The sequence below is a fragment of the Phocaeicola oris genome (assembly GCF_021295095.1).
Classification (GTDB): Bacteria; Bacteroidota; Bacteroidia; order Bacteroidales; family Bacteroidaceae; genus Phocaeicola; species Phocaeicola oris.
The window spans coordinates 112,875-125,180 of record NZ_JAJLQX010000002.1; the positions used below are offsets into that span (position 1 = coordinate 112,875).

Sequence of the window (12,306 nt, forward strand, 5' to 3'; positions counted from 1 at the left end):
TGCCAGGATTATCTCCCTCTTTGTTTTCCTTTCTTATTCTCAAACTCAAAGAAAGTGATGTAATCTTCGCCCAGAACAAGTCGGGCATTGAATTTCTTGCCTGCCTTGCTGGTCAGCCCTTTAAGGGTAGACGTACGACCGGAGCTTATCAAGTCACGGATGTTATCTTCAGAGAGATGTATGCCGCAGACTTCACGAAATACGTGGAAGCCACAGGTCTCATGCCTGCACTTGGCTACCTTGGCATAGATGCCGACACTCTGCTGTCCGCATTTTGGGCAGCGGTAGACAGGATAGGACTTTTGTTCGGGAGTAAGTGAAAGGAGTTCCTCACAGATGGTACTTACATAAGAATTAATGCCTTGTGAAAACTTTTCAGATGGCATCTTTCCTGCTTCAATAGCGGCAAGGGCAAGTTCCCAACTGCCTGTCATCTCCGCATTGGCTATCTTCTTATCCTTGACAATCTCATAGACAGCTAGGCCTTTTTCTGTCGGTATGATGGCTTTCTTGTCCCTTTGGATATAATCACGGAGAATAAGCGTTTCGATGATGTTGGCACGGGTGGCAGGTGTTCCGATACCGCACTCCGCCATTGCTTTCTTACTTTCTGCATCTTCGACCTCTTTTCCTGCGTTCTCCATAGCAGAAAGCAGTGTCGCTTCTGTGTAGAGAGGTTTAGGTTTGGTCTTATGCGCGGTTATCTCGGCAGAAACAAGTGGTAAAACCTCTTCTTCTGTCAAACTAGGCAATGGAGACAAAATCTGTTCATCACCATCTTCTTTCTTCTCTACTTCAGTTGCCTGCTCTTTCTGCACGGCTTTCCAACCTAAAGAGATTTGTCGGCATGCTTTCCAAGTAAAGATGTTGGTACCGTCAGTGAATCGCACCTGCATACGTTCTTCCTCTGAATCGGGGGAAAAGGCTTCGACAAAGCGATTGCTCACCATCTGGTAGACGGTCGCTTCATCTGCCGACAATCCTGATGGTGTTTCACCAGTCGGGATGATGGCGTGGTGGTCGGTTACTTTTGCGTTGTCCACCGAATGGCGGTTAAGCGGAGTCGGAAGTGTTTCTCTTATCTTGCGCAGTAGGGCGGGTACTTCCTCGAAGACATCCTCGCTGATATATCGGCTGCCTGTGCGGGGATAGGTCGTGATTTTCTTCTCATAGAGGCTTTGGGCTATTGAGAGGGTCTTGTCTGCTGAAAAGCCGTGGCATCTGTTGGCTTCTTTCTGCAAAGCAGTGAGGTCGTACAAGGGTGGTGGCGGTGTACTGCCCACCTTTCTTGCGACCGATTCAACTTTAAGCCGGCTCTGACTGCGGAGCGTAGTGAGGGCTGTCTGTGCCGATGCTTCACTCTCATAGTCTGTAATGCCAATGGCTTTCAGCGACACGCCCTCTTTCTCCATGAGAGCGGAGAGTTTCCAATAAGGCATGGAAGAAAAATCACGGTTCTCTATGTACCGACGGCAGACCATAGCAAGTGTTGGGGTCTGTACCCGTCCCAAAGAATAGCCGCCTTTGCGGGCGATAGACAATGCACGGCTTGCATTGATACCTACCAGCCAGTCGGCTTCGCTTCTTGCTTTGGCGGAATAATAGAGATTGTCGTAACAGTTTCCAGGTTTGAGATTGGAAAGTCCTTCACGGATAGCCTTGTCTGTGAGTGAACTTATCCAAAGGCGGTCGAAAGGCTTTCGACAATCAAGATATTGATAGATGTAGCGGAAGATGAGCTCACCCTCCCGCCCTGCATCGGTGGCGACAATAATGCGGTCTGCCTTGTCAAAGCAGGAGCGTATTACCTTGAGTTGTTTTAGTGCTGCTGGGTCTGATACATATTCCTTATCCTTACGTACTTGTCGTACCACTAACTGAAAGGGATTGGGACGGATGGGCAAGTCCTCGGCTTTGTAGGCAGAAAAACCGTAGGCTTCGGGCATGGCAAGGGAGATGAGGTGTCCCATTGCCCAAGTAACGACATAGCCGCAGCCTTCCATATATCCGTCTTGCTTGCTCGTTGCTCCTACGATGCGGGCTATATCTCTGGCTACCGAGGGTTTCTCGGCAATAATACAAGTTATCATAGTCAATAATAGAATTAAGGGTTACATCTTACGTCCACGGGATTTCTTCTGTTTGTTCTCGTCCTGCTTCTGTTTTTGGGCAGCAGTAGGCTGTGTCTGTCCAGTCTTCAGTGGTTCATTTACATGCTTCGTGGCTTCGTTGGTCTTGCCGTGATTGTTCACCGCTACCTGTGTTTTGTGTTCTTCCGCCACGGCTTCCACCTTGCCGCTTTTCTGGCTCTTGTCCGGATTCCATTTATAGAAGCGTGGGCGGTTCTGTTCCTTGTCCATGCGGACGTATGCGTTGAAAGGTTGTCCCTGTTTGTCCACCATATTCTTTAGATATAGTGTGCGACCGCTATCCAAGGCTTCACGCTGTTTTTCTGATAACTCCAGTCCACAGAGCTTATGGGGTACACCTTGCTGCTGTTTATGTTTGTGTTCCTGTCGTTCTCTTAAACTCTTGTTGTCGCCAAAGATAAACTCAATGCCCTTTCGCTCGGCATTGACTTGCAGGGTTGCATTGAATGTCTTACCACTCTTGGCAGTCATTCCTTCCACCTTCACGGCTTTGCCCTCCACAAGGTCTTTATACTGAGTGTCAGAGAGCGTTACACCCTTGATTTCCTTGGGGATATTCACACGGTCAGCACGCAGGGCGATAATCTCATTGGTCTGCGGATCGATAGATACGTAGGCCGAGAAAGGCTCTCCGTTCTTAGGTGTTACCTCAATGGTCTTACCAAGATTACCCGTAGCAAGGAGTTGCTCCTTTTCTTCGGGAGAGAACTTGTAACCCATATAGGGAAAGTCAAGCTGTGGTTCTTTTCTCAAAGGATGAATTGCCAAGCCGATATTGCCGCTATCGTCCGTGCGAAACGCTAGGCGAGCTTCGGTGTAGATGGTAGTGTCTCCAATAGGTACGGCAATCGTCAAGAGGTTACTCTTCTGCCAGTTAAGCAGTTTCTCCAATTCTCCGCTCTGTTCCAATCGCTCACGGGAAAGACCGAGATCGTCAAGTTGCTTCCAATCAACCTTCGACTCATCGATGGCAGTAGCATTCTTCTGCTGGGGCAGATAGTCCTCAAAGGGAACGCCCATCTCTGCCAGTTGTTGTTTGTTTTCGGGCTTCTCGCGGTTTTGCAGCATGGTACGCAGGTTGTCCACGCCCTGTTCCACTTTGTCTGCCACGACCTTGTACAACCCGAAATGAGTCGGATTATTGAACTGTTTGAGGAAGTTGGTCATGAAGTTTTTGAGAAGTCCATCCTTGTTGTTGAATTTCAAGAACGCTGCCTGATTGGCAGCGATTGCCTCGGTGGTTTTAAGGTTTCCCTTGTCGTCAACACCGGAAACAACAGAAAGCTTGCCTACTTCCTGTTCATTTTTCACTTCCGTGCGGTCTTCCAGGACCAGCACGTAATTGTCATTGCTGTTTGATTCCATTGCTTGATAATTTTAATGATGAATACTGTTATCAAGCAGCTAAATTATAGGTATATGAAGAGATTAAAAAGTTTTCGGGAAAAGTGGGAAATAAAAGGAAATTATGTGAAATAACCTATTGTACTTAGTTTACAGGATGACCTCAAAAATCACTTAGCTAGAATATCGCTTCCATAATAAGAATATTCAATTGCTGTCCGCAAAAAATAAACGGAAAGTCTGCAAACCGTTTATCTATAGGCGATACAGGCACTTTTACTCTATGGGGACTTATATTTTAGCTCCAAATAGTAAGCATCACAAAAATGCTTGTTTTATTAGAAAATGACTTGTGTTTTGGATTTAATGTCAAAATAAATGGTGTTAAAGACGGTTTCTCTTACACAGATTGGAAGAAAAAAGTTTTACTGGACGACTAAAAAATCCCCCAATTATCACGCTAGATAAGTGGGGAATATCCTTGTTATGTATCGTTCAATTAAGGCACTTTTTAATGATTTCATCACTGATGCCGTTTTCTTTCATTTTCTCTGCAACAGTATGCTTGTAATCAGTCAAATCTTGATAGTGGAATATCATATGCCCTAAATTTTTCAATGCTCTTTCTATACGTTTCTGACCTAACTCTGTATTTAAATCTATCTCCGCGAAATTAGAGCGATCTCTATGCAGGTTAAGATAATATATGCCCCCAATAATCAGTGCAGATATGGCAGAGATGTCTATATCCTTAAATTTCGCCTCATAGATATTGGCAAGAGGCAATGTGTGCATTTCCCTGAGCATGGCTGTGCGGACCGTGGTCTCATTTCCCTCTGCAATTTCCCAACGTAATAGTTCTAACATCACAGATTTTTCTTGAAGTTCTTTCTGTAGATTTTTGAGAATATTGATATACCCCAATTCTGAATCTGTCGGAAATTCAATTTCTGTCAGGACATCCTTAAACCAATAGTCATATCTCTTAACGAATTCATCATAAAACTCGCTAAGATTGTCATATCTGTTATAGAAGACAAGCGGTTCAATTCTGGCTTTCTTAATAAGTTCTGTCACCAGCATTGATGCAAAGCCTTTTTTCTTAATCAGACTTTCTGCTGCCTTGATAATGTCTGCCTGTATATCGACGTTTGTCCTTCTGTATCTTTTGGTTTTGTTTTCTTCTTCTGTCATCTAAAAAAGTATTGATTTTCTGATTTCCACAAGAGCGGTCACCAATTGCTCCAGTTGTACTGTTTCATGGGAAGCCAACACACTGACTCTAAGCCGTGCTTCCTTGGTTCTTACCGCAGGATATGTGATACCGCTTACAAAGATACATCTTTTCTGCAATTCTCGTGCTATTTTATACATTTTTCTATTATCATCCTGTTAGCTTGAGTTGCATTTATCCTCGCGCTATATTTTAGCGAGATTTATATTATTTAGAATCTTCATTCCTAATACTCGTTGGAAATATATGCAGAGGTCTCATTTTCTTAATCTTCTTTTTGCATCTTGACTAAAACCTCCATCCTTGCTATGCTCCAATAACTCTTACAGCCGCACCTATCCATCTGATTAATGTAGCTTTTGGAGGAAAGTCTCGCTCGATAACTTTCCATCCGGAGTCATCTCAATATTCTCCAATAAGTAGTATATAGGTAATTACAAATAGTATATGAAATTTATAAATAGAATTAATAATAATATAATTTTAGATATTGCTATTCAAGTTCTGCCGGATAGCAAAAAAAATAGCAGAAACAAAACAGTTTATATTGTTTTAAACAATATAAATATGTATATTTGCAGCGTCAAAAAGATAATGAATAGACATGATTATTGAATAGACTTTAATGTACAAAGTAAAGCAATGTTGTCAATATGACGATGGAATGAGGTGTTTTTTGAAGCATTCACTTTTATAAAATTGTGTAATATGAGAAAATTATTAACTTTTTTGATGTTGTTGCTATTATCTGTAAGATTGTCAGCACAAGAGATAAACGGAAGGGTGGTTGACGAGAAAGGTGGACCACTGGCATTTGTAAATGTGGTGCTGCTTTCAAGGCAAGATTCCTCGCTGGTGAAAGGAACGATGACACGTGAGGATGGCTCCTTCACGATAGAGCCCTCTGGCAGTGTAGGTATCGTGAAGTTTTCGTTCATTGGCTATCAGACAGTTTATAGAGATTGCAACGAGCGAGAGATGGGTACCATACGCATGAAGATGGATGCCACGGAGTTGAGCGGTGTTATAGTGAAAGGGAAAAGAACTACAGTAAAAGTAGGATTGAACAAGATAACAGTGGATGTGGCACATTCATATTTGCAATATATGGGCAAGGTGATCGACGTGCTGGGTAGGATTCCAGGTTTGACCTCCGACTTGCAGTTGTTGGAGGGTGGAACGCCCACGTTCGTACTCAACGGAAGACCTGTAGACATGGCGGAGCTGAAAGTTATTCCTGCATCGGAAATAAATAAGATAGTGGTAGACTCCAACCCAACCGTAGAATATAGTGCCAGCAATAATGGAGTTGTGTATATCACCACCAAGTCGGCATTGGGGAACACACTCTCTTCGGAAGTAAGCAATACGTCTGTCTTTGCTAGAGACTATATGAATATAGCGAATGTGACTATCAACGAGAAATATAAGAAGGTGAGCAATATTCTTACGGCAGGGTTCTCGTATGTGAACACAACGCAGATAGACAATACTACCGAGACTGTGTTCCTGCCACAAAAGACTATAGAGAGTGCAAAAGAAAGACATACGCATGGGAATGCCCGGAAGTTCGACTGGTTCTATTCCATGAACTGGGATATCAGCCGACATCAGTTGTTCAGCTTCCAATATACAGGTAATGTAGGTAACACCCATCTCAACGAACCTACTAGGCAGACGATGGATGGAAACGACATGGCTTTCGGTCAAAAGAAACGAGGAACCGACTTTCTGCACAGTGCCAGCGTGAACTACAGGAACGAAATAGACTCCACACGTACTCTATCATTCATTGCCGATTATGCGCTACGCCGCTCCGATGAGACAGGATTGGCTTCCACTGTTCCTGCTGTTGCTACAGAAAGTGAAGGAAAATATCATATCGGTGGTGCACGCCTATCATACAATAGCCACCGCAAGTGGGCCGATGTGTCGATGGGACTTTTCTTCTCGGCCATGAGCAACAAGGGTAACTATGCCTACAATACAGATGCAGAGGCGTACGATGCTCACGAGAGCCTATATGGTGCATACTTGTCACTGTCGAGACAAATTAAGAGCTTTTATCTGCAAGGTGGCTTGAGAATGGAAGCCGACCATCGAAAGCTGGAGACCAACGTATCAGGAGCGTTTGCAGACTCTACAGAATGGAGACTGTTCCCTAATTTGGTAGTTACGAGGAGACTGACTGCTAAGTCATCGGTGGGTCTATCTGTGGGGCAGACCATTGGGCGCCCGTCGTTTGCCAATTTGAATCCCGGGCTTTATTATTATGATGCCATCTCATATAAGGTAGGCAATCCGCAGTTGAAGCCAAATGTTACCACTAACGTGAAACTAAGCTACAACTATGGCGATTTGTTCACCTCGATAGCTTATAATAGAAATCATGATAAAATAGTGGAACTCCCTTTATGGACGGAGACATCAGTTGACAATAAGAATATTAAGTGGATGCCTGTGAACTTCAATAAGGCAGAGAATATTGTGGCTACTGTTATTTATTACTATTCGCTCGGTCCTGTTCGAGGTGACGTAACAGGTTCGTTTACCCAACCTTTTGTCAAGGCAAACTATCTAGGGGAAGAACATTCGTGGAACAAGGCATCCTGGTATATTGATGCGAATGCGCAGTGGACATTTAATAACCATTCGCTAGTTGTATTTAATGCTTCTTTCGACAGTGGAGGTACAAGCACGTTGTTCGATCATGAGAGTTCGTGGACTGTGAATCTTGCCTACATACTTCGCCTGATGAAGGATAGGCTGAACGTGACAGTTGCTGCTAATGACATATTCCATACTGACAGGTCGAACAACTGGGCAATGAAATACAATAATATACGTACAACGATGGATACCAGCGGTGATACCCAACGCCTGATAGTGAAATTGAGTTACAATTTTGGTAAGTTGAAACTCGACAGCAGCAAGAAAATCGCTTCTAAGGAATTCTTAAATAGATTATAACTAATATGGCTTTTCCTTTTTCCTATCAAAAAGATTCTATGCAATGTGGTATTGCTTGCTTGTGTATGATTAGTAAGCATTATGGGAAAACAATACCTATGTTTTTTTTATCCAAGATATGCTTTGTGACCACAGAGGGTGTTTCCCTGAAAGGAATCGGAGAGGCTGCAGAAAATTTGGGTATAAAAACAATCGCGGGAAATATTAAAATTACTAAATTAAGCGATTCACCTCTCCCCTGCATCCTCCACTGGAATCAGAACCATTTTGTGGTGCTGTATAAAGTAAAAAAAGGTGAAATATTCTATGTAGCTGACCCAGCAAAAGGACTTGTAAAATACAATATCGAAGACTTTAAGAAGCATTGGATTAGCACACTTTCGAGCGGTGAGGAGAAAGGAATAGCTATGTTCTTAGAGCCCACACCTGCATTTTATGAAAGGCAGATAGACGAGCAGCCAATAGAAGAACGCTCGTTTAAGTTCCTCTTTGGCTACATAAGACAATACCGCAGGTACTTCGGGCAGATTGTCTTAGGGCTATTAGTGGGCTGCCTTTTGCAACTCATTCTGCCTTTCCTCACCCAAGCCATAGTGGATGTGGGCATCAAAAAACAAAACATCGGTTTTATGACGGATTTATCAAAAGATAACCAAGAAAGTTTTTGCAAGGCAAAAAGAAAAGGTGTCATTGATAAGCTCAAAAGATATATTGATTTTAAGTATAAAGTAATTCAATAGATGAAAACATTATTTGTTATTATTATGTGCTTATGTTTCAACGTATCATATGCACAGGAACCTGACACAACGAAAACATCGGTTCAAACCAAAGAACTTGAAGAAGTGGTTGTCAAAGCATTTTATCTCGCACGTGAGAAAGATCATATCCTTGCGATTCCAACAAAAGAGCAACGTAAACATGCTGTGACTGGTTATGACCTATTGAACAATCTTATGGTCCCAGGAGTATCTGTTGAGCGTTCGACTGGCAGTGTAACAACTCCAGCTGGTGCTGCCACTCTCTACATTGATGGGCGCGAGGCTGATTTCCGGGAGGTGCAGTCATTGAGACCGAAGGATATCTCTCGCGTGGAATATTTTGACGTACCGAACGGTAAATACGCCAAAGACGCATACGCTATAAACATTGTAATGAAACCAATCAACAACGGTGGCTATACCCATCTGGATGCGTCTCAAGGTATAGGGTTTCTTTATGGTAACTATAACCTTATTTCAAAATTTGTCACAGGAACAAAAAGTCTGAATCTTTGGGCAGGATATTCTTTGGAAAATCCCAAATCATCAATGAATGAAAATGAGTTTTTAAAATTTCCTGATTATCAGTTAAACAGGCAACAATATTACAATAATGCTGGAAATAAGGAAACGGGAAAATATGTGCAAGCTTCGATAAGTAACCGAGGAAGAAAATATATATGGATGCTTCGTGGTGGTATGGCATGGGATGATAAAAGAAACAACGTCAATGGCGGAAGGATTAACTATTGGCACACAAACACATCCATCAAGAATAGCAGTATTTTAAATATTGACAGTCGAAACAAATCTTATCGTCCGAGTGTTTATTTCTACGGACTGCACACTTTTTCCGATACAAAGTCATTAGATTATGTATTTGATGGATATTATTCTCGGAACGACTATAACCGTTTTTATAATGAGGATGATGAGTCATTTCATTCACTTGTCAAAGAAGATTATTATTACGTCAAAGCGAATGCTAACTATTCAATGGCGTTCAGTCATAGGAACAGATTGGCTTTCAGCTTATTCGAGTTCATGAGAATTAGTGATTCTGAATACACGGGAACTTCGATATATAATCAAAATTTGCATTCTTCGGAAACAATCCTTTTTGCTGACTATTCCCAGCGTTTAGGAAGATTTTTCTTTGATATCAACCCTGGATTATCTTTTCTTACATATAGTTTAAAGGGGATGGAGCCTATTAATCACCTTACGCCAAGACTTCAGACAAGAGCAGCATATAAGATAGATAAAGTACAGCAACTTCAATTTACATTTGCTTTGGGAAATACTTATCCGAGGATTAATACTATTAACAATGTCGAACAACAGATTGATCCTATCATTATTCTTAAAGGTAACCCGGATATGGACAACTCAATTCTTTTAAACCCACGATTAAGTCATACATTGAATCTTAATAAATTCGCTTTACAAACAGGGGTGTCATACTTCTACCAAAATCATTCAATTATTTCGGATTACTACATACGGGACGGACACCTCATCAGCACTTTTAGAGATGATTGTATCTATCATCGCCCCAGTGCTGATATATCTATGACCTATAAACCTTCCGGTTCACTCAATATGAAATTATCCAGTCAATGGATTGAACATTTGGTGCGGGGAGGGACTGAACATCGTAACTTGTCCTCAATCTCAGGATCTGCTATGGTAAACTACTATATTCAGGATTTTTCTTTCAGTGTATCTTTGGCGACACCATCCCGTGATTTAATAGACAGCCAAATTAGTAGGAAGACTTATTGGCAATATCAACTGTCGGCAATGTGGAAACATGGGAATTGGGCTATCGAAGCTAATGCAAACAACTTATTCATGATGAAGAATAATATTGTGGATGAATTGTCAACACCATATTATTCCTTCAAACAAATAAATCAAAGTCGCAGTTACAACCAGTACGCAACATTGAAAATTGTTTATAGTTTTGATTACGGCAAGAAGACATCCAAAACACCTGATTATGAACATAAAAATAGTGAAAGTGCAATCTTAAAATAAATCACAATGAAAAAAGAAACAGGAATAGAATTACGCTCTGAAAAGGTTCGTAGTCTTCTAGGTGAAATACCTTCACCTTTTTTAAGATGGGGAACAGTGATAATAGTTGTCATCATCTTAGTTTTATTATTAGTTATTTGTATCATACCTTATCCTGATTTGAAAAGTGAAAGTATTTTACATTATTTATTGATGTGACTTTCTACCAAAACATGTTAGTTTTTCTGCAATTTTATTCCTCTAAAAAACAATAACATCTTGAAGAATATGTAAGAACTAAATATCACGCATAAAATTAGAGAATTATTCTTTGATAAGGTGTGTCAATGTCGGATCTGCTTTGATACGTTCAATCTCACTCTTCACAAAAGTCTGCACATCTCGTTTGACAGATTTATAGTTGGCTTCGATAGTCTCTTTGAGATTGTCGGAGCCATCTTCGTTTTTGAAGTCTGCGATTGTGGGTATAGACTGATAAACTTTCATTTCAGCGGAAACTTTGGCAATATCCACGACAATCTCGGCATGGAAAATCTTTTGGTCGATACGTTTATCGAAGTTATCGGATACTACACCTTCAAACATACCCTGACCCGTTGGCGGAATTAAGACCGAGTTTACCAAGTCTTTTGAAAAGAATTGCATATATTAAGGATTTTTGCGAAATTCGCATATAAGTTGTGCATACGGATTATTGAACTTAGTGTGTTGGTTATTACTAAGTTACAAAACATCTTTTATATGCAACTTTTCTTGCATATTAATTTATCCTTTAATTTAATTCCGCCAACGAGTTATATATAATAAATAATACAGCAAATATAGTGAAAATACTAAGGAAATACATTTTTTTTGAAAAAAACTTGTTTTTCTTGTTTTAAACAATATAAATTTATATATTTGTGACAGAATATCTTATTCAGATAGTTAAAGGAACAATAAGGCTTTAATCGGTCTTAGATGCTAAGATAATAATGCTAAAAATAATAAAAACTTAAAATAAGATTCTATGGTACAGATATTTAAAAAGCTGGTGAAATTAGATGCATATAAATATGCCTATATATTTGTTATAGTTATTTTATTTGTAAGTTATTTTTCTGATGCGAAAAGAACTGTTGTATGGAGTACGTCGGATGCATCAATTGGAACCATTAATCAAAATGGGATACTTACCATATCTAAAAATGGTTGTGTATATGTAATTGGTGAAACTAATGGGATGAAGTTTAGCAAATTGGTATATATAGGAGTCCCAACTTATTTGCTTTCTTCCAAACATAAACCAGATGGTTTTGAAATTGAAGCAAAATGCATAGATGAAACCTACAAAGCCAATATTGATAATATAAATGCATCGTTAATATTTAGATGGGGAGTAAAATTTCCAAACAAAGATATACGATGGATTGATACCAATAGCCCATCAGTATTCATACCTATAGAAGACAAAGATGCTGTTGTATTTCTTAAAATTATAGACAGTAATGGAAAAGAATCTCCACTTCAATCTGTAAAGTGTACAGCGACGGATATTTTTTACGCATCAAATAATAGGCTGTTACTTGACACAGCAAAAAAATATACAAAGAAGATGGGACTACGTATTCATACAAATACGGCAAGATATACCTTACTAGAGATATTTCTTTGTCTAAAGAATATGAAGGTGACATCTGGACTTCTACGAAAGCTAAAGTATATAGCCCGTTTAATAGTACCTACATAATACCTGTGTCAAGAGGGGAAATGTCCATTAAAGATGTTCTTCCACAAGAAGAATTGGACTATATTGCACACAACATGC

Annotated in this window: 7 protein-coding genes and 3 pseudogenes; 5 read left to right on the plus strand and 5 right to left on the minus strand. The window is 40.4% G+C overall.

Annotated elements, in window-relative coordinates:
• Positions 1-8: 8 nt before the first annotated feature.
• The 4 genes and pseudogenes from topB to LO761_RS02015 form a co-directional block, all read right to left on the minus strand.
• Positions 9-2,090, minus strand: coding sequence for a type IA DNA topoisomerase (topB, locus tag LO761_RS02000; RefSeq protein WP_272816658.1), 2,082 nt, complete (start codon positions 2,088-2,090; stop codon positions 9-11).
• A 21-nt stretch (positions 2,091-2,111) separates the two neighbouring features.
• Positions 2,112-3,515, minus strand: coding sequence for a DUF4099 domain-containing protein (locus LO761_RS02005; RefSeq protein WP_272816659.1), 1,404 nt, complete (start codon positions 3,513-3,515; stop codon positions 2,112-2,114).
• Positions 3,516-3,989: 474 nt separating this feature from the next.
• Positions 3,990-4,688: a TetR/AcrR family transcriptional regulator gene (locus tag LO761_RS02010; protein ID WP_272816660.1), complete on the minus strand. Its 699-nt coding sequence runs from the start codon at positions 4,686-4,688 to the stop codon at positions 3,990-3,992.
• Positions 4,689-4,880, minus strand: a pseudogene (locus LO761_RS02015) (aminotransferase class I/II-fold pyridoxal phosphate-dependent enzyme); the annotation flags it as partial.
• Between the two features lie 556 nt (positions 4,881-5,436).
• On the opposite strand from LO761_RS02015, the gene LO761_RS02020 reads away from it, so the two are divergent.
• From LO761_RS02020 to LO761_RS02035, 4 genes and pseudogenes are all read left to right on the plus strand, one after another.
• Entirely contained in the window at positions 5,437-7,698 is a 2,262-nt protein-coding gene (locus LO761_RS02020) for an outer membrane beta-barrel family protein (protein WP_272816661.1), read from the plus strand.
• 5 nt (positions 7,699-7,703) lie between these two features.
• Positions 7,704-8,330 (plus strand): annotated as a pseudogene (locus LO761_RS02025) (cysteine peptidase family C39 domain-containing protein); the annotation flags it as partial.
• Between the two features lie 108 nt (positions 8,331-8,438).
• Positions 8,439-10,499 carry a TonB-dependent receptor plug domain-containing protein gene (locus LO761_RS02030; protein ID WP_272816662.1) on the plus strand — a complete coding sequence of 687 codons (2,061 nt, stop codon included), beginning with the start codon at positions 8,439-8,441 and terminating at the stop codon, positions 10,497-10,499.
• 6 nt (positions 10,500-10,505) lie between these two features.
• Positions 10,506-10,697, plus strand: coding sequence for a hypothetical protein (locus LO761_RS02035; protein WP_004364400.1), 192 nt, complete (start codon positions 10,506-10,508; stop codon positions 10,695-10,697).
• 105 nt (positions 10,698-10,802) lie between these two features.
• On the opposite strand, the pseudogene LO761_RS02040 reads toward LO761_RS02035, so the two are convergent.
• A pseudogene (locus LO761_RS02040) lies at positions 10,803-11,090 on the minus strand (conjugal transfer protein TraG); the annotation flags it as partial.
• A gap of 418 nt (positions 11,091-11,508) precedes the next feature.
• Here LO761_RS02040 and LO761_RS02045 point away from each other — a divergent pair.
• Positions 11,509-12,228, plus strand: coding sequence for a hypothetical protein (locus LO761_RS02045; protein ID WP_272816664.1), 720 nt, complete (start codon positions 11,509-11,511; stop codon positions 12,226-12,228).
• The last annotated feature ends 78 nt before the right edge of the window (positions 12,229-12,306 follow it).

Bases quoted from the DNA above. Each gene is read 5' to 3' on its own strand.
- topB (WP_272816658.1), bottom strand. From the start codon at position 2,090: ATGATAACTTGTATTATTGCCGAGAAACCCTCGGTAGCCAGAGATATA.
- LO761_RS02005 (WP_272816659.1), bottom strand. From the start codon at position 3,515: ATGGAATCAAACAGCAATGACAATTACGTGCTGGTCCTGGAAGACCGC.
- LO761_RS02010 (WP_272816660.1), bottom strand. From the start codon at position 4,688: ATGACAGAAGAAGAAAACAAAACCAAAAGATACAGAAGGACAAACGTC.
- LO761_RS02020 (WP_272816661.1), top strand. From the start codon at position 5,437: ATGAGAAAATTATTAACTTTTTTGATGTTGTTGCTATTATCTGTAAGA.
- LO761_RS02030 (WP_272816662.1), top strand. From the start codon at position 8,439: ATGAAAACATTATTTGTTATTATTATGTGCTTATGTTTCAACGTATCA.
- LO761_RS02035 (WP_004364400.1), top strand. From the start codon at position 10,506: ATGAAAAAAGAAACAGGAATAGAATTACGCTCTGAAAAGGTTCGTAGT.
- LO761_RS02045 (WP_272816664.1), top strand. From the start codon at position 11,509: ATGGTACAGATATTTAAAAAGCTGGTGAAATTAGATGCATATAAATAT.